The organism is Streptomyces sp. CA-294286 (assembly GCF_050947155.1).
In the GTDB taxonomy this organism is placed as follows: Bacteria; Actinomycetota; Actinomycetes; order Streptomycetales; family Streptomycetaceae; genus Streptomyces.
Genome location: NZ_CP192004.1, coordinates 875389 through 900470 on the forward strand (window position 1 = coordinate 875389; position 25082 = coordinate 900470).

Sequence of the window (25082 nt, forward strand, 5' to 3'; positions counted from 1 at the left end):
CCGTCGGTGGAGGCGTGGGAGGGGCGCCCTCCTGCGCCCGTCGGTGCGGCGAGCACTTCCTCCCGGGTGGGGGCCACCTGTGAACCCAGCGACGTAGCGCACCACGTCGGCTCTTCGCGGACCCGCCGGTTCAGCCGGTTCCACCGGAGACGGTCTGTCCGATGCCGATGCCGATGCCGATGCCGATGCCGGTGCCGGTGCCGGTGCCGGTGCCCGCCCCGGTGCCGGTGGCAGCGGGACGCGAAGGGGTACGTGTCAGCTCCCGCAGGGTGCGGCCGAGCAGTTCCACCCCTTCGGCGACGGCGCCGGACGGGCCCGCCGCGTAACCGAGGACCAGGCCGGGGCGGCCGGGGAGCTGACGATGCCAGGAGAGCGGCTGGCACTTCACCCCGCGGGCGAGCGCGGCGGCGGCCAGCTCGGTGTCGGGGACCTCCTGCGGGTATGTCACCGTCAGGTGCAGACCTGCCGCGGCTCCGTGCACCACCGCGCCCGGCAGATGGGCGGCCAACGCATCGATCATCGCGTCGCGCCGGCGCACGTGACGGCCCCGCAGCAGCCGCAGATGCCGTTCCAGCCGACCGGACTCCATCAGCCGGGCGAGCACCAGCTGGGGCAGCACGGCGTTACCGAGGTCGGTGAACCGTTTGGCGTCGGCCAGTTCCTTGCGAAAGCGGGGCGGCGGCACCATCCAGCCGATGCGCAGTGCCGGAGCGAGCAGCTTGGACACGCTGCCCAGGTAGCACACCCGGTCGGCGTACACCGAGCGGAGCGCGGGCACCGGCGGCCGGTCGTAACGGTGTTCGGCGTCGTAGTCGTCCTCCACGATCAGCCCGCCGTCCGCCGCCCAGCGCAGCAGTTCGCGCCGCCGTTCGCCACTGGTCACCGCGCCGGTGGGGAACTGGTGGGCGGGGGTGACCAGGACGGCGGGAGCGCCGGTGGCGCGCAGCGCGTCGACGCGCAGGCCGTCCTCGTCGACCGGAACCGGCGGGGTCGTGAGACCTCCGTTGAGAAGGTGCTGGCGGGTGCCGAGCGACCCGGGATCCTCGACCGCGACGTTGTCGACGCCGTGCGCCCGCAGGACCGGATGCAGGAGGGTGAGCGCCTGAGCCGTGCCGGCGACGATCAGAATGTCGTCCGGTTCGACCCGGATGCCGCGGCTGCGCGCCAGCCAGTCGGCGACGGCGTGGCGCAGGCGAGGGGCTCCCCGGGGGTCTCCGTACCCGAGATCCTCGGCGGAGAGCCCGGCCAGCACGTCCCGTTCGGCGCGCAGCCAGGCGGCGCGCGGGAAGGCCGACAGGTCGGGCTGTCCGGGGGTGAGATCGATACGGGCGGTGGCGGCGCGCAGCGCGTCGAAGGCATCGGGCCCCGGGTCCCCCGTGAACACGGAGCAGGGCGCGGCGGTGCCCAAGCGCCCGTCCCTCCGGCCCCGGGGCGACCCGGGGCCGGACGGCGTCGGCGACGGGGTGAGCGGCACGGCGACCACCGTCGTGCCGCCGCGCCGACGGCCCTCGACGTGGCCGTCTTCGGTGAGCCTGCGGTACGCCTCCGTGACCACGCCGCGGGAGACGCCCAGTTCGGCGGCGAGGACGCGGGTGGGCGGCAGCTTGGCGCCCACCGCGAGCCGCCCGTCCGCCATCGCGTGCCGCAGGTGCCGGGCCAGCCAGTCCGCCTTGCCGCCCAGGGGCGCTCCGGCGACGTCCAGCTGCAGGAAGTCGGAGCCGTGCGCCGCCGGTGCGGCCTCGCCGGCAACTGACGGCGAGGGAGGCGTGGCGGCTGCCGGGCTGCCTTCCGCGGCCGATGCCGTGCTCGTGCGTGCTGTGTCTGCGCCGCCTGTCGCCCGCTCCCCGTTGCCCACCGGCCCATGCTGCCATGCGTGCGCCCGCCGACGCGGGGCCGTCCGGGCACCGGGACGCGCCGACGCCCGGGTCCTGTCCGGTGGCTCGGACGGCACTCAGCGTCCTGCGTCGTTGCGGTGCGGGCCGGGGCGAGTCCTGTCGGCCGGGGTCCGGTCCCCGAAGGCGAACTCGGGGGAGGAGGAGGTGAGTACGGCGGACAGCGGATCGGTGTGCCAGAGCTCGGCCAGCTCCTCGCCGAGCGTCTTCAGGACTTCCGGGACGATCTCCGGGCCGGCGTCGTGCATGGCTTCCACCACCACCAGGACGCGGTCGGTGTGCGGCCCGACCGCGGAGTGGCCGCTCTGCCGGTTGGTCCAGCGCCGGGCGTGGGCGCGGCCTGCGGAGTCCACGAACGTCACCTCTCCCGGCGCGGGGTGCTCGGTGTCGCCGCCGAAGGTCGTGCAGTGCTCGTCGCCTTGCGCGTGGCGCACTTCGAGCAGCGGGCTCGCGATGCGGTCGAGGTCGAGGACGGCCACAGGGACCGCGTACGCCACGGAGAGCGCGTTGCACAGGTCGACCAACGGGTGGATGCGCGGCAGGCTCCCTTCCTTCCGCAGCCTGCGCAGCAGCGATTCCGAGGCGCACCGGTACTGCGTGGGCTTCAGCCCCATCCGCGCGAACGCCCGTCGCCACGCGACCACTTCGGGAAACCCGCTCTCCGCCTCTCCGGCGAGCCGGACCCGGGCCCCGGCGGTGTACTCCGCCACCCGCGCACCCACGTCGACCGCCGCGCCGACATCGACGGCGTGGAGTACGCCCGCGCTCAACCGGGGGTGTGCGGACCAGATCGCGTCCGCGTGCCGGAAGCGCATCTCAGGCCACCGCCAGACGTGCGCCCAGCCCGACGAAGGCGAGGGCGAACACCCGCCGGATGCCCGTCATCACCCGGGGACGGGCCAGTACGCGGTCGCGCACGGCGGCGGCGCTCATGCCGTATCCCACGAAGACGAGGAAGGTCAGGGCCATGAACACGGCGCTCAGCCGGAGCATCGCTCCCAGCGAGCCGGGTCCGCCGACGGGCACGAACTGCGGAAGGAACGCCACGAAGAACATGGTGAGCTTGGGGTTCAGCAGGTTGAGCAGTACGCCGGAGACGATCACACGGCCCGCCGACCTTGCCTCGGATTCCCGTACGGTCAGCGCGTCCTTGTCGCGCAGTGTCGCCCACGCCATGTACAGCAGGTAGCCGACGCCGAGGTACTTCACCACCTCGAAGGCGACGGCGCTGGTGTGCAGCAGCGCGGCGAGCCCGGTGATCGAGGCCACGAGGTGCGGCACGACACCGAGCGTGCAGCCGAACGCGGCCACCACGCCGGCCCGTCGGCCGTGGGAGAGGCCGGCGGCGAGGGTGTGGATCACGCCGGGGCCGGGGGTCATCACCACGGCAAGGGTGGTGAGCAGGAACGCGATACTCAAGGAGTCCTCCGCGGGGTTCAAGGTCCTTCCACTCTGGAGCGGCCTTGGCCTCGCGAACAGAGCCAAAGCCGGGCGGCCCCACGGGTCCAATGGGGCGTCGGCTCCCGGCGGCCCCGGCTCCGGATCCGTCGCCCCGTGCGGAACGTGGGCGGGCAGCGCTCGTCGGCAACCGTCGGATCAGCCGCCCGACGGTCGACGCGATCGGCGAACTCGCCGTCGGGGTCCAGCCGTTGCAGCCCGTGCGCCGTCAAGCCGGACTCGCCTCCCGGCCGCGAAGGGGCACCGGGGCCGGCGCGAAGCCGTGCTTGCGGAGGAGAGGTCACGTTTCACAGGGCTGTCGTGGCGACGACCACCGCCACGGTGAGCACGACGCCGACCCACAGGACAGCCCACACGAGGCGCCCGCGCACCCGGACCGGGTTCCTGCGGCGGGTCTCGACCTGGCCGCCCGGGGGAGTTCCGGGATGCCTGCCCGCGTAGTGCTCGATCTGCCGACGCAGTCCTTCGGGCTCGGTGAGCCAGGGCGTTTTGAAGGTGCACTCGCCGCACCAGTAGCGGTTGACCACGTCGACTCCTTGCTGCGCAACGGTGCGGGCGGGGCACCGGACCCCGACGGTGACCTTGGTCATGTCCGCTGCACAGGCCAGGGAACCGGCCATCGGTGGCCGGTGGCCACGGGTAGGCTCACCGCCGTCCGTACTGGCGAGTAGGGGAGACGTTCTGTGGCAGACGAACTCGGCATTTTGTTACGGGAGTTGCGCGACAGTGCCGAACTGACGCAGGAACAGGTGGCCGAACGGTCCGGGGTCAGCGTGCGCACCATCCGCCGCCTGGAGAGCGGCGGGTCCACCAACCACCGGATGGGGACGGTGCACCTGCTCGCCGACGCGCTGGACCTGGGGGAGGAGGACCGCCGGCGTCTGGCAGCCACCCTCACCGGGGCAGGCGGGGCGCGCGGGGTACGGGGGGTACGGGGGGCGCGCGGGGCACCGGCTGCCGAGACCGGGCCCGCGGCTGCGGACGGGCCTGGGGTTCCGGACGGACTCCCGGCGTCGGACGGGTCTGGGGCTTCGGAGGGGCCTGCGGCTTCGGATGGACCTACGGTTCCGTCCGGACCCCGGGCTCCGGACGGACACGGACCCCGGCCGGGGCGCGGGCCCGGGGTCGGCTCCTCGGCTCCGGACGAGGGCGTCCGGCATCCCGGCCAGGAGGTACGGGAGACCGCCGCGGCCGGGCCCGTACCGATTCCCGTACCCGAGGCACTCGCCGATGCGGCCAGGGAGTTGGCGACGGAGGTCCGGCGACGCTGGCGCCGCGAGGAGGCGCAGCGCCGGGTGCACGACCCCTTCCCGCTGCCGGTCCGGTGGCGTACGGCGCCCGTGGCCCTGACCGACCGGGACGAGAACGTCCAGCGGCTCGGGCCGGGTGAAGTACCGGCCGAGGTGGATCTCGACGGCGACCTGCGCGGCGTGGCCGAGGTCTACCGCCGGATACCCTCCGGCCGCCTGGTGGTTCTCGGCCGGGCGGGGTCGGGGAAGTCCATCCTCACCATCAGGCTCACCCTGGACCTCCTGGAGTCCCCTGCCGCCGACGGCCGTGTGCCGGTCGTCTTCAGCGCCGGATCCTGGGACCCGACGACCACGGCGCTGCGGGACTGGCTCATCGGGCTGCTGCTGCGCGACCACCCCCATCTGGCCCGGCGCGGCTCCCGCGGGGCGACCCTGGCCGCGGCGCTGGTCGACGCCGACCTCATCCTCCCGGTCCTGGACGGGTTCGACGAGATCGCCGAGGGCCTGCGGCGCGACGCCCTGGACGCCCTCAACGCGACCTCCACGCCGCTCGTCCTGACCAGCCGGCGCGACGAGTACGCCGAAGCGGTCCGGGCGGCACACGCGCCGCTCGTCTGGGCCGGGGGCGTCGAGCTGACCGACCTCACCCTCGACGACCTCGCCGACTACCTGCCCCGTACCACCCGTACCACCGGCACCGCTGCGTCCGAGGAGAGCGGGGACGGCAGCGGCAGGGCCGGGCCCGGCTGGGACGCGGTACTGGCCGAACTGCGCCTGCGCGGTGCCGCGGAGGGCAATGGCCTGGCCGAGGTGCTGACCACCCCGCTCATGGTCATCCTCGCCCGCACGCTGTACAGCGAGACCCCCGGCCGGCATCCCGCCGAACTTCTCGACGCCAGCCGGTTTCCCTCCGTGCGGAGCCTGGAGGAGCACCTGCTGGCCGGCTTCGTGCCCGCCGTCTACCGGCGTCGCGCCCCGGAGCGTGACCACCACGGGCGGCGGACGAGGACCCCGTACGAGGACCCCGCACAGGCCGAGCGCTGGCTCGGTCACCTCGCCCACCACCTGGTCCGTTTCGACCGCGAACGGCAGGACCTCGCATGGTGGCAGCTCGGCGACTCGCTGTCCCGCTCACGGCGGACCCTGGCCGTCGCACTGGCCACCGCGCTGTGCGTCACCCTGTCCGACTGGCTGGTCGGGCTGCTGCTCAGGCCGCTCGACCTGGCCGAACTCCTCCTCCAGGGCTGCCTCGTGGGTCCCGCCGCCGGGCTCGCCTTCGGTTCCGTCCACGCGCTCGCGGACCGGGCCTCGGGAGGAGCGGGCCCCGAGCCCACCCGGGTCCGGCTGACACTGAGCGCCACGCGCGACGGCCTCGGCCGCAGTCCCCTGCGCACCTTCGTCGTGCGGTTCGGGCACGGGCTGTTCGGCGGCGCCGTCATGGGGATCGGCTGCGCCTGTGCGCTCACCGTCGGGCGGACACTGGCGGCGGGCGCTTCGTTCCTCGACGCGCGTCTCGTCGAGGGCACCCTGATCAACATGGTGGTCTTCGCGCTGATCTTCGGCTCGGCCGCCGGTCTCGTCTTCGGCCTCGTCGCCATGCTCGAAGCACCCGTGGACGTCACCGCCGCGGCCACCCCGGTCGGCCTGCTGCTGGCCAACCGCACGACGGTGGTCCGGCAGGTCCTGCTGCTGGCCCCCGCGTTCGCCCTGACCATCGCCTTCGGCGGCCGACTGGTCGTCGTGCTGCTCCAGGGGGCGCTCGGGCCCCTGCACTGGGAACTCGAAGACGGCCTGTTCGTCGGAGGGGTCGGCGGCCTCGGCGGTGCGGCGGCCTACGTGCTCGCCTTCACCGCGTGGGGCCAATGGCTCCTGTTCGCCCGCCTCTGGCTGCCGCTGACCGGTCGGCTCCCCTGGAACCCCGCCGCCTTCCTGGACGACGCCTACCGGCGAGGGGTACTGCGGCGGACCGGCGCGGTCTACCAGTTCCGCCATGTCCGCTTGCAGCACCACCTCGGCACCGCGTTCCGCGACCGCCACCCGGACTTCGCACCGGCCACCTTCCCGCCCCCGACGCCCGGCGCCCAGTGACCCCGGGGAGCGGCACCGGCCCGCCGCAGCGGTGATCCGGAGCACCGCCGTGGCAGTGGGACCCGGGACCGGGGCGGCCGGTCACCGATGGCCGGTGGCATGGCCTGTCGGCCGAGCGACGGGGACAGCAGCATTCGGCGTGTCCGGCTCGCAGCGGTCCCCCGCGGCGCGAGCCTCCCCGACGAAGGGCTCCCTGATGTCTCCGTACCCCCGGCGCCTCACCGTACTGGGCGCGGCCCTCGCGCTCGCCGCCCTCACCAGCACCGGCTCGGCGTACGCCGGAGCGCCTGCCACCGCGCCGTCGGCCACCGCCCCCGCCGCTTCCACAGCCTCCGCCGCAGACCTCCCCGACTTCAGCAACGTGCACGGACTGACCGTGGTCCCCGGTGCCACCGAGGTGCACAGCCCGACCGACTTCACCCTCACCGTCACCACCAAGCAGCTCTCCGGGCAGCACAAGATCCGCATCCTCCTGCCCGCCGGTTATGCCGCCGAACCCACCCGGCGCTGGCCGGTCACCTACTTCCTGCACGGCGCCGCCGGCAATGTGAACGACGTCATCGCCGCTCCGGCCCTGTACTCGAACTCCATGATCACCGTGGTGCCGGACGGAGGTCTGAAGAGCTGGTACGCCGACTGGGTCATGCAGAACACCGCCATGGGGGCCGCGAACTGGGAGACCTTCCACCTCAAGCAGGTCGTCCCGTTCATCGACGCCAACCTCCGCACCCGCACCGACCGGGCCCACCGAGCCGTCGTCGGCCTGTCCATGGGCGGCTTCGGCTCCCTGCACTACGCCCAGGCCCGCCCCGACCTGTTCGGGCACGTGGCCGCGCTGTCGGGCGCCATCGACTTCGGCCTGGCGGAGATGCGCGGGGTCGTCCTGGCCACCGAACTCAGCCTGGCGGGCGCCATCTGCGGGTCCAGCAGCTCGCTCGGCTGCCCCGATCACGGTCCCTACGTGGACAGTGACGCGATCTTCGGTTCCCCCTACCCGATCTTCAACGCCGACCGGGTGTGGAAGGCGGTCGACCCGGCCTCCCCGGCGAACCTCGCCAAGCTGTCCCACACCGGCGTCACGATCTACACCGGCAACAACGACGTGTTCGACGCCCGCACCGCGGTGGCCTCCAAGAACGTCAAGTCCCGCCTGGACCAGCTGAAGATCCCCAGCCGTCTCGTCGACTACGGCAACGGCGCCTCGCTGTCCCCGACCTGCAACGGGGGCCACAACTACGGCTGTTGGGCCCCGGCCTTCGCCGACTACGTGCCGCGCCTCGAAGCCGCCTTCGCCGCGGCAGGCTGACCGCCCGGCCGGGCACCGGACCGCACCCGGTGCCTGCTTCCACGGCGCGTCCTCACCTCCCCGCCTCTCCCCGAGGAGCAACAGCTGCGCCCGAGCCCCCCGACGACGCGTTCCGGGCCGGCGACTCGGTGCGCAGCAACACCGGGCCCACCGGGGCGGACGTCGGCAGTGCACCACGACCGCCTCGCCCCCGCCCGTCCTGACCGGCAACGACATCAATGAGCTCGGTCAAGCGGATCAAGGGCCGTTACCGCGTGAGCTACTTCGACGTCACGGATCATGCGACCTGCCCCGGACCGCGTCCGGGCCCGACGCCGTGCGGTCCGCACCCACCCCTCGGACGGTCGGCGACGACCGCGGGCCGACGAGCCACCGGGCCAAACCGCAGATGACCCACCTGTACGGCGGCCACATCCACGGCAGCGCGAGAGCGGCCCCGCCGACCCTCGTCGTCCTCCAGAGGCCGGGCATCGGTCACCAATCGCCTTACATGTTGCTCCAGTTCGACGGAATCAACCCCTGAGGGGCGACCCGCCCCACGCCCCGTCCAGACGTCCCACCAGACCAAGGAGAACACCATGAAGCCCAGCAGAAACAGATGTGCGGCCGTCGTCGGTGCGGCGACCGCGGCGATCGTCATGCTGACGACGGCCACGGCCCACGCCGCCCCGGCCGACGACCATGCCGCCACCCGTGCGGCGCTCAAGACGTTCCAGTCCGCCGCGGGTCCGGGCGCCGCGGTCCACGCCGGCGACAGCACCGGTTCCTGGACGCTCTCCGCCGGTACCGGCACGATCAACACCAACAAGCCGATCCAGGCCGACGAGCACTTCCGCATCGGCAGCCAGACCAAGACCTTCACGGCGGCGACCGTCCTCCAGCTCGTCGACGAAGGAAAGGTCTCCCTCGACGCGTACATAGACACCTACCTGCCGGGGACCGTCACCGGCAACGGGTACGACGGCACCCGCATCACCGTGCGTCACCTGCTCCAGCACACCAGCGGCATCGCGAGGTACGAGCCCCTGAACTCCCTGGCCCTGGCCGAACCGGACGGCACCTTCAAGACGGCCAAGCTCGTGAAGGAGGGCCTGAAGCACGCGCCGGTCTCCGCGCCCGGCGCCGGCCTCACGTACTCGAACACGAACTACCTCGTCCTCGGCATGCTCATCGAGAAGGTGACGGGCCTGCCGGTCCACGAAGCCGTCACGCAACGGATCGTCGAGCCTCTCGGCCTGACCCGCACCGTCTTCCCCGCCCCCGGGAAACGCGCCCTGCCCGCCCCGGCCGTGCCCGGCTACCACGGCGTCAGGATCGGGTCGTTCTACTTCTGGAGTGCGGTCATCTCCTACGACCCGTCCGTCTTCGGCGCCGCCGGGGCGATGGTCTCGACGCTGACGGACCTCAGCACCTTCTACGGTGCTCTGACCGCCGGCAAGGTCCTCTCCCCGGCCGCGCTGGCCGAGATGGAGAAGGTACGGGACGTCGGCGGCGCCGGCTACGGCCTGGGGATCCAGAAGGTGAACCTCTCGTGCGGCGGTGCGGCCTGGGGACACAACGGCGCGGTGCCCGGCTACTTCACGCAGACCTTGGTCACCGAGGACGGACGCCACGCCTCCGTGATGACCAACGCCTACCTCGCCAGCAACCCGGCCGGCGACAAGCTCGGCACACTGCTGGACACGGCGCTGTGCGAGGGCCGGGGATAGGACGGCACCTGACCCCTCGCCGCCCGGGGGACGTACGGCGGGCGACGCCTTGCACGTGGCGCGCGGGGGGACACGTACGACGGGCGACGCCTTGCCCGTCGGCGCGCGGGTACGTACCACGGACGGCACCTTGTCCGCCGGTGTCCCCGGGGACGAACAACCGGTGACCTGGCCGAACCGATCGCGGGCCCCTCGGTCGGTTCGGCCGGCAGGCTGCGGGCGCCTCGCAACCCGCCCGAGCCGGGATCGTTCCACCGCCCGTCGGGCCGCCACCGAAGCGCGGGGAGATCAGGACGACCGTGCACCGGTATGACCGTCACCGGCATGACCGTGCACAGGTATGACCGTGCACCGGGCTTCCGGAGTCGCTGCTGCGGGTCCCGATGAGCTGGGCAGGGCGGCCCGCGGTGTCGGCGTCGCCAAGGCCGACCGCGCACACGCTGTCCCGTGGGCGATCGGCGATCCGGGCCCGTCGCTCTCAACCCGCGGGTTTTCGCGCCCTGTTGCCGGGGCGAAAGCCGTCCGTGGGGTTTCTTGCGGCCGGTCGGGGCACCGGCAAGGTATGACGATTCGTGATGAGCACCGTGAGACGCCCGACATGGGCGAGATGGAGCGAGGCACTCCGCAGCGTCTCGCCGCACGCAACCAGATGTGGGGGATCGCCTGGACCGCGCTGTCCGTTCTGCTCGCCATCTGGTCACTGGCCTGGGCCGTCGGCGCGGCCAGGGGCAGCACCAACGCCTGGGTCTACTGCTTCGTCGGCCTGGTGCTGCTCGCCTGCGCTCTGTGGGCCCGCCGCTCGGTCATCCGCAACAGTCCGCCGCGTCGTCTGTGAGTGCCCGAAGTCGGCGCGGTCCCGGTCAAGGGCCGCGACGGGTTTCTCCGGCCCGGCGATCCAGGGGGCGGTTCTCAGCGAGGTGAGAACCGCCGGCGCCGACGGTTGCCGGGTTCGTCCAGGGTGAGGACTGCGCGGCGGTCGCGAAGGAGCTGAGGGTTCATGTGCGTTCGGTCCGGCGGTGGCGCCGGCCCCGGGAGGTCGGCGCCGGGCAGGTTCTGCGCACGAAGGGGTCTGCTCCGCACCCGCTGTTGAGCGACGAGCAGTGCGCGGTGCTGGGGCGAGAGGTGGACAAGGGACCGGCGGCAAACGTCTGGCCGGATCAGAATTCTGGGACGCTTCCGTTTCAGTAGATCCAGTCACCGCGTCCACACCGGCTTCGTTCCTGAGCTTCCCGACACCTCCGGTCCGGGCCAGGATGATCCGTATGTCGGAGACCAGTGCTACAGCCGAGCAGCCCGTGGACACAGCCGTTGCGAGCCCCGCCCGCAGGAGATGGATGACTCGGCGGTGGGTGACCTGGGCCGTCGTCGTCGCGGTCGCCATGGCCGTGCTACTGGCGGGCAAGCTGTGGTTCGGGTTCCAGCCGCTTGCGACGGGTGGCAGCCGGCCCTACGCGACCTCGTCGACCGACGCCTGGGAAGTGAACTCATTCCTCCTCGACGACCGGGCTTTCCTGGTCAAGAACGAGTCCGGTGCCACGCTCACGCTCCGCCAACAGATCAACAACACCAGCTCGCGGAGCATCAGGATCATCGACCCCGAGCCGGCGCTGGCCGACTGGCGCCGGAGTCATGGGCCGTGCCTCTGGCAGCCGGTGCGGGCGCACTTCACGGCAGTGCGCACGGGTACCCCCGCTCGCACGGTGCCTTTCACGCTGAATCCGGGGGAATCCATCATGCTCGAATTGATCGGTCGGATCGGCCGGCCCGGTTGTGATGCCCACATGACCGGCGGTCACGTCGGCACCAAGATCGACATACCGCTGCGCTTCAGCGTCTTCGGAATCCCACGCACCCAGAGCATCCCGCTCGGACTCACGATCTGGGAGTCCGACGAGCCCGAGCGCGCCCTCGGTCCGGACATCAGGAAACTCGATGCGGACTCCTGAGCCCGACGCGTGAACCCCTGCCGCCTGCTGATCCGATCGCTGCACTCCAAGAGGGGAGTTGAGGACCCGTCAGCAGTTTGATCGGTCAACTCCCCGCTGTCGAGGATGACATCCGGCCCGGCCGCGCCGATGGCAGGGGGTTCGGGGCGCGCGGGGGTTCTACAGGGCGCGCAGGACGGCGGTGACCTTGCCGAGGATGGTGGCTTCGCCGCCCCAGATCGGGGCGTAGCTGTCGTTCTCCGGGAGCAGCCAGACGTGGTCGCCGTCGCGCTTGAGGCGTTTGACGGTGGCTTCACCGTCGATCATGGCAGCGATGATGTCGCCGTTGTTCGCGTCGGGCTGGGCGCGGACCACGACCTGGTCGCCGTTGGCGATGTGTGCCTTGATCATTGACTCGCCGACGACGGTCAGGACGAACAGGTCGCCCTCGCCGACCAGTTGGCGCGGCAGTGGCAGTACGTCCTCCACGTGCTGTTCGGCCAGGATGGGTGCGCCGGCCGCGATGCGGCCGACGAGCGGCACGTACGCGGCACCGGGGGAGGGCGGGCCGGCGTCGGGGGCGGTGCCGTGGTGGCGGTCGGCGCGGATGCGGTAGGCGCGCGGGCGGCACGGGTCGCGTTCCAGGATCCCCTTGCGCTCCAGCGCGGACAGCTGGTGGGCGACGGAGGAGGTGGAGGCGAGGTCGGCCGCTCGGCCGATCTCGCGCATGGACGGCGGATAGCCGCGCTCGGTGACGTGCTGGCGGATGGCCGCGACGATCGTGGCCTGGCGGTCGGTGAGCCCGTCGGCACGGGTACGGATGCCGGCGGGCCGTCCGGGCCCGGCGGTGGTCGTCGTGCGCATGAATCTCCCCGTTTGTGATCGTCCGGTGCCGCGACCGTACCCCGTCCCAGCACCGGGCGGGAACACGCATTCTATTTTTTCACACCCGCCCCGCCCTTGTGCGGCACGGAATCCCGGGGGTGCGAGGGCGGGAGGGCCCCTTCTTCGGCGTGCCGGGAGTGCGGCCTGCCGCTACAGTCGTACACATGTTCGATAACGGGTCGAACGGAGCCGAGGCGAGCGGAGGGGTGGAGATGGGTGGCAGATCATGGCCGGTTTTACCCACCTGCACGCCGCCTCCGGGTTCTCCGCCCGGTACGGCGCAGCCCACCCCGAAGCGCTGGTCCGGGCGGCTGCCGACCGCGGTATGGGCGCCCTGGCGCTGACCGACCGCGACACCGTCACCGGCGCGGTGCGCTTCGCGAAAGCCGCGGCCGCGTCCGGGGTGCGCCCGCTGTTCGGTGTCGACGTCGCCGTCCAGCCCCACGCCCCCACCACCCACGGCGCTGAGCCCCGGCGCCGTACGCCGGTGCGGGGCGGCGCGCACGTCGCCGAGGCCCCGCTGCGGATCACCCTGCTCGCGCGGAACGCCGGCGGGTGGGCCCGGCTGTGCCGCCTGGTGTCGGCCGCGCACGCCCTTCCCAGCGGTCCGCCGGTGGTCACGCACGCGGCGTTCGCCGAACACGGTGTCGCAGGCCTGGTGGCGTTGTTCGGCCCGGCCTCGGAGCCGGTGCGTGCGCTGTCGGGCGGGCGTCCGGACCGGGCGCAGCAGCTGCTCGCCCCGTGGCGGGCACTGTTCGGCGCGGACCTGCGCCTGGAGGCCCTGTCGTACGGGGTGCAGGGCACCGGGCCCGGTTCGGTGCGTCTGGCGGCTCGTACGGTGCAGCTCGCCGACCACCTCCGGGTGCCCGCCGTGCTGACGAACGCGGCCCGGTACGCCGATCCCGCCCAGCACCGGCTCGCCGATGTCCTGGACGCCGCTCGGCTGCTGCGGCCCATCGACCGGCGCCGCCTGGACACGGGGGAGCGGTGGCTCAAGGGGTCCGCCGACATGGCCGCCCTCGCTGCCCGGATCGCCGAGGCGGCGGGCCAGGGCGCCGAGCGTGCCGCCCGGCTGCTCGCGGAGACCGCTGCGGTCGCCGACAGCTGTGTCCTGGACCCGGTCGCCGACCTGGGGCTCGGGAAGCCGCATTTCCCCGAGCCCCAGGTGGTCGGCGCCGGCACCGGGCCGGGCGCGGCGGCCGCGCTGCTGCGCGAACGCGCGGAGGCCGGCCTCGCCCGCCGGGGCCTCGACCGCGTCCCGGCCGCGGTCGAGCGTCTCCGGGAGGAGCTGCGGGTCATCACCAGGCTGGGCTTCGAACCCTACTTCCTGGCCGTCGCCCAAGTCGTCGCGGATGTACGGGAGATGGGGATCCGGATCGCCGCCCGCGGCTCCGGCGCAGGGTCGATGGCCTGCCATGCCCTGCACCTCGCCACCGCCAACCCCCTCGAACACAACCTGCTCTTCGAACGGTTCCTCTCCGAGCGGCGCACCTCGCTGCCCGACATCGACGTCGACGTGGAGTCCGCCCGCCGCCTGGAGGTCTACGACCGCATCTTCGAACGCTTCGGCCCCGAGCGGGTCGCGGTCACCGGCATGCCCGAGACCTACCGCGCCCGCCACGCCCTCCGGGACACCGGCCTCGCCCTGGGCATCGCCCCGCAACAGGTCGACCGGATCGCCAAGTCCTTCCCGCACATCCGCGCCTGCGACGTCACCAGCGCCCTCGCGGAACTCCCCGAGCTGCGTGACCTGCGGGAGGAGGCGGCGTCCGGCCGGTTCGGACCGCTCTTCGACCTCGCGGAGGGCCTGGACAGGCTGCCGCGCGGCATGGCCATGCACCCCTGTGGCGTCATCATCACCGACGCCACCCTGCTGGACCGGCTCCCCGTCCAGCCGACCCCGGGCGGGCAGTACCCGATGGTCCAGGCCGACAAGCACGACGTCGAAGACCTCGGCCTGATCAAGCTGGACGTCCTCGGCGTGCGGATGCAGTCCTCCATGGCCCACGCCGTGAACGAGATCGCCCGCACCACCGGCCGCCGCATCGACCTCGACGATCCCGCCCAGGTACCCCTGGACGACTTCTTCGCGTTCAAGATGATCCAGGCATCCGACACCGTCGGCATGTTCCAGCTCGAATCACCCGGCCAGCAGGACCTCCTGGGCCGGCTCCAGCCCCGCGACCCGCAGGACGTCATCGCCGACATCAGCCTCTTCCGCCCCGGCCCGATGGCCGGCGGCATGCCCGCCGCCTACATCGCCGCCCGCCACGGCGCCGCCCCGAGATACCCCCACCCCGACCTCGAACCCGTCCTCGCCGACACCTACGGCGTCACGATCTGGCACGAACAGGTCATCGACATGTTCGCCACCCTCACCGGCTGCGACCGCGCCATGGCCGAAGTCGCCCGTCGTGCCCTCGTCAACAAGGACCGCCTCCCCCGCGTCCGCACCTGGTTCTTCGACCGAGCGAGCGAGAACGGCTACGCCCGCGGAGTGCTGGAGGAGGTGTGGGCGGTGATCGAGGGGTTCGGCGCGTACGGGTTCTGCCGTGCGCACGCGGTCGCCTTCGCCGTCCCCGCCCTCCAGTCCGCCTGGCTCAAGGCCCACCACCCCGCCGCCCTCTACGCCGGACTCCTGGAGCACGACCCGGGGATGTGGCCGATGCGGGTCATCGTCTCCGACGCCCGCCGCCACAACGTCCCCATCCTCAACGTGGACATCAACCGCTCCGCCGCCGCCCACCAACTGGAACAGGTCGCCGACGGCACCTGGGGGGTACGGATGTCGCTGTCCTCGGTGAAGGGGATCACCGAGGACGACGTGCAGCGCATCGTCGCCGGACAGCCCTATGCCGGACTGCCGGACCTGTGGGAGCGGGCCCGCCCCTCCCGTCCCACCACGGAACGCCTCGTGGAGGTCGGCGCGCTGGACGGCGTGCGCGGCGCCCAGTCCCGACGCGACCTGCTGCTCCAGGCAGGCGAGCTCCACCACCAGACCCGCACCCGGCAGACCGAGGGCCAGCTCCCCCTCGACGGCCTGACCACGGCCACCGACCCCTCCGGGCTGCCGGAGATGACCGCCCGCGAGGCACTCGGCGCCGAGCTGGAGGTCCTCAAGGTGGACGTCACCCAGCACCTGATGGACCACCACCACCGCCTCCTGCGCGAAGTCGGCGCCACCGACGCCGCCCACCTCAAGGCGCTGCGCACCGGCCAGCAGGTCCTCGTCGCCGGGGTCCGCGCCTCGACCCAGACCCCGCCCATCGCCTCCGGCAAGCGCATCATCTTCGTCACCCTGGAAGACGGCTCCGGCCTCGTCGACCTCGCCTTCTTCGAGGACTCTCACGACGCCTGCGCCCACACCGTCTTCCACTCCGGCCTCCTCCTCGTACGCGGCACCGTCCAGGAACGCGGCCCGCGGCGCACCGTGGTCGGCTCGATGGTCTGGGACCTCGACGTCCTCGCCGACGCCCGCCGCGACGGCGGCCCCCGAGCCGTCCTCCGCCTCCTCGGCCGCCAGGGGACCAGCCCCACCCCCGCCCAACCGCACCGCACCCTGGCCGACGGCACCGCCGGCGCCCGCCTCCACCCCTGGGCGGACCTCCAGCCCGCCGGCACCCGCTCGGCCGACCTGACCGCCTACGGCCACCGCAGCCCCGGGAGCCCAGGATGACGACCCCCACGACCAACGCCGTCCGCGAACGCCACATCCTGCGCGTCCACTTCCACCTCACCACCGAGGACCCCGAGCTCTACGACGCACTCCTCGACGTCCTGACCACCGTCACCCCGCTCGTCCAGCGGCTCCCTCCGCTGGCCGCCGACCTCGACGTGACCGGCTCGTTGCGGCTGTTCGACTGCGACGCGGCCACCCTCGGCAGGCTGCTCCAGGTCCGGGTGATGGCCCTGCACGGCGTGGAGACCAGCATCGGCGCGGCGCCCAACCGGATGCTCGCCGCCATGGCCGCCGACGCCACCCCGCCCGGCGACCTCACCGTCCTGCCTGCCGTGCCCGATGCCCTCGCCCGCTTCCTGCGCCCGCGCCCGGTCGCCGCCCTGCCGGGCATCGGCCCGGCAACCGCCCGCACGTTGAACAAGCACGGCATCCACCACCTCGGCACCCTCGCCGACACCCCCCTCCTCACCCTCCAACGCCTCCTGGGCACCGCCCAAGGACGCCAGCTCCACGACCGCGCCCACGGCCAGGACCCGCGCCCCGTCACCGTCCGGGCCCCCGCCCAATCCCTCAGCACCACCCACCCGTACGACCACGACGAACTCGACCCCGCCACCCACCGGCGGACCCTGCTGGCCCTGACCGAAGACCTCGGGCTGCGCCTGCGCACCACCGGGCAGATCACCACGACCCTCGCCCTGACGGTGCGCTACGCCGACCGCACGACCACCACGCGCAGCCGCACCCTCACCGAACCCACCCACCACAGCCCGGCCCTCGCCGACACCGCCCACGACCTCTACACCCGGCTGGGACTCCAACGCGCCCGCGTCCGCGCCCTCACCCTCCGCGCAGAGGGCCTGCTCGCGGCGCAGGACGCGACCCACCAACTGTCACTGGACCCGGACGACGACCGGACCCGCGCGGCGGAGGCCGCCGCCGACCGCGTCCGCGCCCGCTTCGGACCCACCGCCGCAGTACCCGCCGCACTGGCACTGTCCGACCGCACCACGTCGCCCCGCCTCCGGGCCGACGCCAAGAAGAAGGAGCAACGGAGATGAGCGAAAGCCACGTCCGTGCGCACACCCTGCCGCACGCACGCCACGACGGTGCCGCCCACGGCACCCGCTACGAGGCGGAGTTCGCCACCCTGGCCGCCTCCCACCGAGGCCGCCCCACCGCTGACATCGTGCCGCTGCTGCGCCGTGCGGCCGACCGGTCACTGCTGGGTTTCGCGCCCACCGACCTCCAGGAGCAGGCACAGGCCATCAGCTCCGGCGCCCCCTACCGGCTGCGCATCGCCCTCCCGTGACCGGCCCGCCCACCCGCCTCTGTGAGGTGAGGTCCGCCGGTCCCTCGGCCGGCAGCCCGAGCCGTCGGGTGCCGCCGAACCCGGCGTCCGCGTCGACGAACTCACCGCGGAGAACCAGCCTCTGGGGCTGAACGCGACGACGCCTTGACCCGTGCGGTCGTCAGGACGACCAGCGTGCTGGATGTCGCCCGGGTGTCGAACAGGCGGGCCTGCGGCTGACGCCCCCACCCGTTGAAGGACTCCTCGTCCGGCTTTTGTAGTCGGATCGCAATGAAGTGACAGCGCCTTGCCTTTCGTCCCGAAGCGGCTTGGAGGTGTGCGAGGTGCGCATTCGTTCCGGGCAACTCGTCGGTCCGATCAACTGGGCAGGACTTGAGCGCCGTTGACGCGCGGGCGGAATTCCTTGAGTGCCTCTATCACATTTCCGGAACGCGCTGCTTCGGGTGCCTCGCCGTGGAGGGTGACGAGAGTCTCTTTCTTTGCGCAGGCCGCCGATGGCTGTTCGTTGACCTCTACGCATGTGTAAAAGTTCTCGGCGGTGGCGTCCCGGTGGGAACCTTCTCCGGAAGTCTGGGGGCGCCCTTGCATCTGCATGGAAACGGGAGAGAGATATGAAGCGCAGCCAGCGCCTGGCAAGCAGCCTCGTCGCAACACTGACCGCGGGGGCCGTACTTGTCGGGGTAGCACCGGCGGCGAACGCAGCCGAGCCGCACTCGCAGGCGGCACGCGCAGCCGCCGTCGTGGAGAAGGCAACAGGAACCGCGGACCTCGTTCCCCTCAAGGGGCGGCAGGGCAGCACGGTGACGGAGGAAGGCGCCGTGACGATAACGGCACCGGAGAGGGCTTCCGGCGAAGTGAACATCGCGACTCCGAACGCCGAGATGTCGCTGGGCATCCCCGCAACGAAGAACACCGTCGGCGTCGCTGCCGGCTCCGGAACCGTCGTGTACACCGACGCCGCACCTTCAACCGACTTCGCTGTGCAGCCCACAGCCGACGGCGCGGCCCGCACCTTGGTGACCCTCAAGGACGAGCAGGCGCCGACCAGCCATGACTTCCTGCTTCACCTCCCCGACCAGGCCAAACTGATCAGGGACGGGGACGGCTACCTCATCGCGACGGAGCGAGGGCAGGACACCGAGATCCTGGGCGCCGTCGATGCTCCGTGGGCGAAGGATGCCAACGGCAAGGCTGTGCCGACCCGTTACACACTTGTCGGTAACAAGCTCACGCAGTCCATCGAGACCAACAAGGACACCGCGTTCCCGGTCGTCGCCGACCCGAAGGTCTCGCTCGGTTGGTCCATCTACCTCCGCTTCAGCAAGAAGGAGGTGAAGGACATGGCCAAGACCCCCATGTACCAATTCGCAGCCATTGCCACCGTCATGGCCTGCGCCAAGATCCCCAACGCGGTGGCCGCCGCAGGGTGCGGTGCCGCGCTGACGACCCAGGCGGGCTCCCTGCGTTCGCAGATGCAGGACGCCTCCAAGGCCAACCAGTGTGTGGAGTGGAAGGTCAGCTACGTCGGCGTCATTACCAACTGGAAGCGCTACAAGTGCTGATGGTCCGGATCACTCGACACTCTTTGCGTTGAAGGAGAAAGACAATGGGCGTCAACAAGGACTTGCTGATCTCCACTGCCGTCTATCTGGCAATCGTTCTCGTCGTGTGGTTCACGATGGGCTGGGAAACGGCCCGCTGGCCACTCATGGTGCTCCCGGTCTTCATCGCGGCGCGCTTGATCGTCTTGGGTAGGAGATCGCGCGACTAGCGAAGGAACCGGAGCAACGGGGATGCTGCGCATTGTTTCTCCCGGGAGAGAGGCCATGGCGCTGATTCGCCACGGGTGGGCGAAGCCCCCTTGCGCGTCATGACAGAAGTGGTCCGGCCCTTGAGAAAGGGCCGGACCACTTCGTAGCGCAGCGCGCGAGATCCGCTTCCGCTCGGCCACCAGCGCGTATCGGGCCCGGAGCGCCACCCGAGCACACAGGGCACGGACCCTGAAAGTCCCCTTGCGGGGTGCGGCACCCGTGGAACCGCCGGCGGCGAAGTGGCCCGTCGGGGCCGGGCGTCACAGGTGTTCGGGGGCCAGGTCCGGCCGGAGGCGGTGCCAGACCGGCTGGCGCAGGAGGCCGGTGCGGGTGCGGGTGGCGTAGCGGACCTCCCCGACCAGGCGCGGCAGGACCCAGCGGGCCGCGGGCACGGGCGGGAGCGTGGTGAAGGGACAGTCGTCGACGGCGGCCACCGCGAGCAGGCGCGCCAGCTCGGCGCGCTCGCGTTCCGACCAGCCGGTGCCCACGCTCCCCGCGTACCGCAGCCTGCCGTCCTCCAGGCGCTCCCCGACCAGTACCGCGCCCGGCAGGGGTGCGGAGGAGCCTCGTACCGGCACCCAGCCCCCGATCACGCAGTCCGCGGTCCGAAGGTGCCGCAGCTTGATCCACGCGCGGGAGCGGACGCCGGGCTCGTACCGTGAATCGGTCCGTTTGAGGATGACGCCCTCCAGGCCGTGCTCGCGGGTCAGCGCGAAGGCTTCCCGGGCGTGCCCGGTCACCGAAGCAGGCGTGGACCAGTGGGCGGCGTGCAGGGCCAGCTCCTCCAGGAGGCTGCGTCGCTCGGCGTGGGGGAGGCGGGTCAGGTCCCGGCCGTCCAGGTGCAGGGCGTCGAAGAGGACCAGGTGCACGGGGCTCCGGGCGGCGAGGCGCGCCGCCTTCGCCGGAGCCGCGGACAGGCCCATACGGGACTGCAGGCGCTCGAAGTCCGGACGGCCCTGCCCGTCGAGGGCGATGATCTCGCCGTCCAGCACCGCCGACGTCCCGCCCAGCGCCTCGCCCAGGGGGTGGAGTTCGGGATAGGCGGCCGTGACCGCGGCCCCCGAACGGGAGCGCAGCACCAGCGTGCCGTCGCCCGGCAGGTACACCACCGCGCGCTGCCCGTCGTACTTGGTCTCCGCACTCCACAGAGGCTCCGCGGCCGGGGCGGGAAGCGTACCGGGGGTGGCGAGCATCGGGGCGATCCGCGGCAGGGTGACCATGGTCCAGCCCTGGCCCGCCACCGCCCCGTTCACACGTATCGGCCGCGGTTGCCGTCCATTCGGCCCCGCGGTCCGCCGTGAGGGCCCGGGACCCGGGTTCGTCCCCCGTGCGAGCTGACCCGGGTTCGTCCCCCGTGCGAGCTACGGCGAGGTGTCCACCGTGCGGTGACGATCTTCGGGCGCCGAATCCGTAGCGTCCGGTGCAGCCCGCGGCACTCAGGCCCCGGCCCCGAGCAAGGAGTTCCCCCATGAGGTTCGTCCGGCAGTTCCTCGCCGTGCTGGCGATCTACGCCATCGGCAGCGGCGCGGTCAATGCGGTGAAGGAGAACGACTGGCTCACGCTCGTCGTCGGAGTCACGACGGCCGCGCTCGCCCTGCTCGTGTACGGGTGGGTGGTGCGGCGCACCGAACACCGGGCGGCCCCGGACGTGGCCCGGGAGGGCGCCGCCGCCAGAACCGGCCGGGGCATGCTGATCGGCGTCGGGATGTTCACGGCCGTCATCGTGATCCTCTCCGCCGCCGGGCACTACGAGATCGACGGCCTGGGCTCGCCGTCCGGGGCGATGGGCCTGGTCGGATTCATGGCCGCTGTGTCCGTGGCGGAGGAAGTGGTCTACCGCGGCGTCCTGTTCCGGATCATCGAGGAGCGGACCGGTACGTATCTCGCCCTGGCGCTGACCGGCGTCGTGTTCGGCCTCTCGCACCTGTTCAACGAGAACGCGACCCTCTGGGGCGCCCTCGCCATCGCCATCGAGGCCGGCTTCATGCTCGCCGCCGCATACGCCGCCACCCGCACCCTGTGGTTCCCGATCGGCCTGCACTTCGGCTGGAACTTCGCCGCGGCCGGCATCTTCAGCACCGAGGTGTCCGGCAGCGGAGCCAACCGGGGGCTGCTGGACACCGCGACCTCCGGACCGCAACTGCTCACCGGCGGCGGGTTCGGTCCGGAGGGCAGCGTGTACGCGGTGGGCTTCGGGGCGCTGCTGACGATCGTGTTCCTGTGGCTGGCCCGCCGACGCGGCAACATCGTGCCCCGCACCCGGCGCGCCGCGCGGGTCGAACCCGTCGCTACACTTCCCCGGTGATGGATCGTCGGCGGGTCCCGGAGCTGTGGCACCGGCTCGACGTCACGGTCCGGGACCTCCCGCTCGCGGCACTGCTCCTGACCGCGTCGCTCCTGCCGGCATTCCGCGGCAACGGGACGGAGATCGGCGGCCTGCCGACCCTGCCCCTCGACGCGCTGGGCGGCGTGGCGCTCGCCCTCCAGTGCCTGCCGCTCGTGCTGCGCCGGCGGTGGCCGCTCGCCTGCCTCGCCCTGGTCACCGTCGGTTTCGCCGTCGACCAGCTCAACGGCTACCACCTGCTCGCGGGCACCGCACTGTTCCTCGCGCTGATGAGCGCGGGCTCCCACCTGGAGCGGTACCGGCGCGTCACCCTGCTCGCCCTGTCCGCGGCGTACGTGCCCCTGGCGGTCATGCTGCACCGGCGCGGTCCGGGCGAACCGCCGGGCGAGTTCGTGACGTTCTACCTGGTCCTGGCCCTCGCGTGGGGCGTCGGCGCGTGGCTGCGCTCGGCCCGGACGGCGGAGGCCGAACGCCGGAGCCGCGTTGCCGAGGACGCCCGCGACGCCGAACGCGCCCGCATCGCACGTGAGTTGCACGACGTGGTGACCCACCACGTGACGGCGATGGTCGTCCAGGCCGAAGCGGCACGGTACCTGACAGCCGCACCCGACCGGCTGGACCAGACCCTGACCGCCGTCAGCGACACCGGCCGACGGGCCATCACCGACCTGCGGCACCTGCTCGACCTGCTCGCCCCGGACCACGGCACCGGCCACCGCACCGAGGGCAGGACACCGCCCGTCGGCAGACTGCTCACGCTCGTCGAGCAGACGCGACGGGCCGGGCAGCCGGTGGAGTTCACCGAGGAGGGAACACCGGCGTCGTCGACCGGCAGCGCCGACCTCGTGGCCTACCGCGTGGTGCAGGAGGCTCTGACGAACGTCCTCAAGCACGACCGCGGAAGCCGTACCACGGTCCTGGTGCACCACGACGAAAGGGAGATCACCGTGGAGGTCGGCACGGACGGTACGGGTGCGCGGACCGGTTCCCCCGGCGGCAGCGGGCGCGGCCTGGCCGGCCTGCGCGAGCGCGTCGACGTCCTGGGCGGTGACTTCGGCGCGACCCACCGGGAGGGCGGCGGCTTCGTCGTCCGGGCCCGCATACCGGTGGGGGGACAGTCGTGAATGCGCCGGTACGGGTCCTGGTCTGCGACGACCAGGTCCTGATCCGCACCGGCCTGGCGACGATCATCGACGCCCAGCCCGACCTGGAGGTGGCCGGCGAGTGCGGGGACGGCCGGACCGCGGTCGACCTGGCCGGCGAACTGCGCCCGGACGTCGTGGTGATGGACATCCGCATGCCGGTGCTCGACGGCATCGAGGCCACCCGTCTGCTGGCCGGCGCCGGGGTGGCGCATCCCGTCAAGGTGCTGGTGGTGACGACGTTCAACCTGGACGAGTACGTCTACGAGGCGCTGCGCGCCGGAGCCAGCGGCTTTCTGCTCAAGGACGCGCCGCCGGACCGACTGCTGCACGGCATCCGGACCGTGGCCACCGGCGCGGCCCTGCTGGACCCGGAGGTGACGCGACGGCTCGTGGGCCGGTACGCCGCCCGGATCCGGCCCACCGGGGGCACCCCGCACGACATCCCGCTGACCCCCCGGGAAACCGAGGTCCTCCGCCTCATCGCGGACGGCTTCTCCAACAGCGAGATCGCCGCGGCCCTGGTGATCAGTCCCGAGACGGTCAAGACCTTCGTGTCCCGCATCCTCGCCAAACTGGGCCTGCGCGACCGCGTTCAGGCGGTCGTCTACGCCTACCGCCACGGACTGGTGACCTGACGCGACACGCGCGTACCGGCGACCGGCCCCGGTGGGCCCCCCACGCCTCCGACTTCTCGCCGCATGGGGACCTCAGCAGGGCCTCGGCAGGGGCGCCGACGCTCACGGAGTCCTCGCCGCTCCCCTCCGTGCTCTTCTGGGAGCCGCACGTCCTTCTGGGACAGCACGTCGATCACGTCGGTCACGGAGCCGGGCGGGGCTCTCCCCGACGCGCCGGACGAAGCTCGCCCGGCGCAGGTCGTACGGGAGCGCGGTTTTCGCCACGGCGATGTCCCCGGTCATGTCCCCGGCCATGTCCGCGGCGGTGTACGCCGCGGTGTCCCGGTTCCCGCCGAGGCCCGTGCAGCGGTACGGCGGCAGGCCGGTGCGGGCGGCGGTCCGTGCCCTCCTCTGCCTGCTCCCGTGCCCTACCGCCTTGCTCCGCCGCCTTGTTCCGCCGCCCTGCTGGGCCGACGCTCAGGCAGGCGTCGTGTCGTCGACGCGGACGCCGAGCCGGCCGGCGACGTCGGTGAGGGCCTGCCCCAGCGGCAGCGCCACGCGGGCCAGGGCCTCCCGGTCGCCGCGCGTCGGGTCCCGGTTGACGATCAGTACCGGCTTCTGCGCCCGCGCCGCCTCCCTGACGAACCGGAGCCCGGACATCACGGTCAGCGAGGAGCCGAGAACCAGCAGCGAGGCCGCCTCCCGGACGAGTGCGCGGCACTGTTCGACGCGTTGCGGCGGGACGGCCTCCCCGAAGAACACCACGTCCGGTTTCAGGACTCCGCCGCAGACCGTGCAGGGCACCACGCGGAAGTCCCCCACCTGCTCGTCCGTGAGGTCGGCGTCGCCGTCCGGATTGATCCCCGCGGCCACCGGGGCGAAGTGCGGATTGGCCTCGGTCAGGCGGACGGCGAGTTCGCCACGGGCCGTCAGAGCGCCGCAGGTCAGGCAGACGACCCGGTCCAGGCTTCCGTGCAGTTCCACGACGTGCTCGCTGCCCGCGGCCTGGTGGAGCCCGTCGACGTTCTGCGTGATCAGGCCCGAAACCAGGCCGTGCCGTGCGAAGGCCGCCACGGCCAGGTGGCCGGCGTTGGGCCGCGCCCGGCGGAAGACGCGCCAGCCAAGGTGGCTGCGCGCCCAGTAGCGGCGTCGGGCCTGCGGGTCGGCGGTGAACTCCTGGTACGTCATCGGAGTGTGCCGACTGAGGCTTCCGCCCGCGCCCCGGTAGTCCGGAATCCCCGATTCGGTGGAGATGCCCGCCCCGCTGAGCACCAGGGCACCGCCGCGGGCCAGCGCGTCGGCCACCGGCTCCCAGTCCGAGGTGCCCGGGGGCAGGTCGCCGTCGGGGAACCAGTTCAAAGTGGGGCGCATACGCATGCTGCCCAGAGTACGAAAGGCCGGTCGGAACGCCTGCCAGGCGGGCGGACGTGCCGACCTGGGTCAGGCGGCACGAAAGGCCGGTCGGAACGCTGTCCCGGGGGGCGGCCGTGCGGTCTTCCGGCGGAGGAACGGCTGCCGCCGGTCGCCGCGTACGGGCGCACCGGCCTCCTCATGCGGCAGCTCGCCCCGCCGTTCGGGGTGTCCGAGTCGGCGGCGGGCCGGATCGTCGAGCACCTCGGGCCGATGCCCACTCTCCAGCCCTGCAAGGGGAAATCGGCCCATTC

20 protein-coding genes and 1 pseudogene are annotated in these 25082 nt (G+C 72.5%); 14 read left to right on the top strand and 7 right to left on the bottom strand.

Annotation, left to right across the window (positions count from 1 at the left end):
• Positions 1–130: 130 nt before the first annotated feature.
• The 4 genes from ACQPZG_RS03855 to ACQPZG_RS03870 form a co-directional block, all read right to left on the bottom strand.
• A complete protein-coding gene (locus tag ACQPZG_RS03855) occupies positions 131–1855 on the bottom strand; it encodes a PLP-dependent aminotransferase family protein (RefSeq protein ID WP_433544325.1) in 1725 nt (574 codons plus the stop codon).
• Between the two features lie 96 nt (positions 1856–1951).
• The gene (locus ACQPZG_RS03860) at positions 1952–2707 is read right to left on the bottom strand and encodes a B3/B4 domain-containing protein (protein ID WP_433544326.1); all 756 of its coding nucleotides are present in this window, start codon (positions 2705–2707) and stop codon (positions 1952–1954) included.
• Between the two features lies 1 nt (position 2708).
• The gene (locus tag ACQPZG_RS03865) at positions 2709–3311 is read right to left on the bottom strand and encodes a LysE family translocator (protein ID WP_433544327.1); all 603 of its coding nucleotides are present in this window, start codon (positions 3309–3311) and stop codon (positions 2709–2711) included.
• A 326-nt stretch (positions 3312–3637) separates the two neighbouring features.
• Positions 3638–3940, bottom strand: coding sequence for a hypothetical protein (locus tag ACQPZG_RS03870; protein WP_433544328.1), 303 nt, complete (start codon positions 3938–3940; stop codon positions 3638–3640).
• A gap of 93 nt (positions 3941–4033) precedes the next feature.
• Between ACQPZG_RS03870 and ACQPZG_RS03875 the strand changes: the two genes are divergently transcribed.
• The 5 genes from ACQPZG_RS03875 to ACQPZG_RS03895 all read left to right on the top strand — a co-directional run bounded on the left by ACQPZG_RS03875 (position 4034) and on the right by ACQPZG_RS03895 (position 11649).
• A complete protein-coding gene (locus ACQPZG_RS03875) occupies positions 4034–6688 on the top strand; it encodes a helix-turn-helix domain-containing protein (protein ID WP_433544329.1) in 2655 nt (884 codons plus the stop codon).
• Between the two features lie 196 nt (positions 6689–6884).
• Positions 6885–7994, top strand: a complete 1110-nt coding sequence (locus ACQPZG_RS03880) for an alpha/beta hydrolase (RefSeq protein WP_433544330.1) — start codon at positions 6885–6887, stop codon at positions 7992–7994.
• A gap of 578 nt (positions 7995–8572) precedes the next feature.
• Positions 8573–9703, top strand: a complete 1131-nt coding sequence (locus ACQPZG_RS03885; RefSeq protein WP_433544331.1) for a serine hydrolase domain-containing protein — start codon at positions 8573–8575, stop codon at positions 9701–9703.
• Positions 9704–10265: 562 nt separating this feature from the next.
• Positions 10266–10538, top strand: a complete 273-nt coding sequence (locus ACQPZG_RS03890; protein WP_433544332.1) for a hypothetical protein — start codon at positions 10266–10268, stop codon at positions 10536–10538.
• 514 nt (positions 10539–11052) lie between these two features.
• On the top strand, positions 11053–11649 hold the full coding sequence (locus tag ACQPZG_RS03895) for a hypothetical protein (protein WP_433544333.1): 597 nt from the start codon (positions 11053–11055) through the stop codon (positions 11647–11649).
• A gap of 159 nt (positions 11650–11808) precedes the next feature.
• On the opposite strand, the gene lexA is transcribed toward ACQPZG_RS03895, so the two are convergent.
• Positions 11809–12492, bottom strand: coding sequence for a transcriptional repressor LexA (lexA, locus tag ACQPZG_RS03900; protein WP_433544334.1), 684 nt, complete (start codon positions 12490–12492; stop codon positions 11809–11811).
• A gap of 247 nt (positions 12493–12739) precedes the next feature.
• Between lexA and ACQPZG_RS03905 the strand changes: the two genes are divergently transcribed.
• The 5 genes from ACQPZG_RS03905 to ACQPZG_RS03925 all read left to right on the top strand — a co-directional run bounded on the left by ACQPZG_RS03905 (position 12740) and on the right by ACQPZG_RS03925 (position 19275).
• Complete coding sequence (locus ACQPZG_RS03905) at positions 12740–16189, top strand: DNA polymerase III subunit alpha (RefSeq protein WP_433544335.1); 3450 nt, start codon at positions 12740–12742, stop codon at positions 16187–16189.
• Complete coding sequence (locus ACQPZG_RS03910; protein ID WP_433544336.1) at positions 16186–17253, top strand: DNA polymerase Y family protein; 1068 nt, start codon at positions 16186–16188, stop codon at positions 17251–17253. Before ACQPZG_RS03905 ends, ACQPZG_RS03910 begins: the two co-directional genes overlap by 4 nt.
• Positions 17250–17504: a hypothetical protein gene (locus ACQPZG_RS03915; RefSeq protein WP_433544337.1), complete on the top strand. Its 255-nt coding sequence runs from the start codon at positions 17250–17252 to the stop codon at positions 17502–17504. Before ACQPZG_RS03910 ends, ACQPZG_RS03915 begins: the two co-directional genes overlap by 4 nt.
• 611 nt (positions 17505–18115) lie before the next feature.
• Positions 18116–19066 (top strand): hypothetical protein, encoded by a 951-nt coding sequence (locus tag ACQPZG_RS03920; protein WP_433544338.1) that lies wholly within the window; start codon positions 18116–18118, stop codon positions 19064–19066.
• Positions 19067–19110: 44 nt separating this feature from the next.
• Positions 19111–19275, top strand: a complete 165-nt coding sequence (locus ACQPZG_RS03925) for a hypothetical protein (protein WP_433544339.1) — start codon at positions 19111–19113, stop codon at positions 19273–19275.
• A gap of 300 nt (positions 19276–19575) precedes the next feature.
• Here ACQPZG_RS03925 and ACQPZG_RS03930 read toward each other — a convergent pair whose 3' ends face one another.
• The gene (locus ACQPZG_RS03930; protein ID WP_433544635.1) at positions 19576–20535 is read right to left on the bottom strand and encodes an ATP-dependent DNA ligase; all 960 of its coding nucleotides are present in this window, start codon (positions 20533–20535) and stop codon (positions 19576–19578) included.
• A gap of 248 nt (positions 20536–20783) precedes the next feature.
• Here ACQPZG_RS03930 and ACQPZG_RS03935 point away from each other — a divergent pair, with 248 nt between their 5' ends.
• The 3 genes from ACQPZG_RS03935 to ACQPZG_RS03945 are packed head-to-tail and all read left to right on the top strand — an operon-like array spanning position 20784 to position 23439.
• Complete coding sequence (locus ACQPZG_RS03935) at positions 20784–21620, top strand: lysostaphin resistance A-like protein (RefSeq protein WP_433544340.1); 837 nt, start codon at positions 20784–20786, stop codon at positions 21618–21620.
• Complete coding sequence (locus ACQPZG_RS03940) at positions 21620–22783, top strand: sensor histidine kinase (RefSeq protein ID WP_433544636.1); 1164 nt, start codon at positions 21620–21622, stop codon at positions 22781–22783. Before ACQPZG_RS03935 ends, ACQPZG_RS03940 begins: the two co-directional genes overlap by 1 nt.
• Positions 22780–23439, top strand: a complete 660-nt coding sequence (locus tag ACQPZG_RS03945; protein WP_433544341.1) for a response regulator — start codon at positions 22780–22782, stop codon at positions 23437–23439. The genes ACQPZG_RS03940 and ACQPZG_RS03945 overlap by 4 nt, the downstream gene beginning before the upstream one ends.
• Positions 23440–23895: 456 nt before the next feature.
• On the opposite strand, the gene ACQPZG_RS03950 is transcribed toward ACQPZG_RS03945, so the two are convergent.
• Positions 23896–24795, bottom strand: coding sequence for an NAD-dependent protein deacetylase (locus ACQPZG_RS03950; RefSeq protein ID WP_433544342.1), 900 nt, complete (start codon positions 24793–24795; stop codon positions 23896–23898).
• Between the two features lie 102 nt (positions 24796–24897).
• Between ACQPZG_RS03950 and ACQPZG_RS03955 the strand changes: the two are divergent.
• Positions 24898–25065 (top strand): annotated as a pseudogene (locus tag ACQPZG_RS03955) (transposase family protein); the annotation flags it as partial.
• Positions 25066–25082 lie beyond the last annotated feature (17 nt).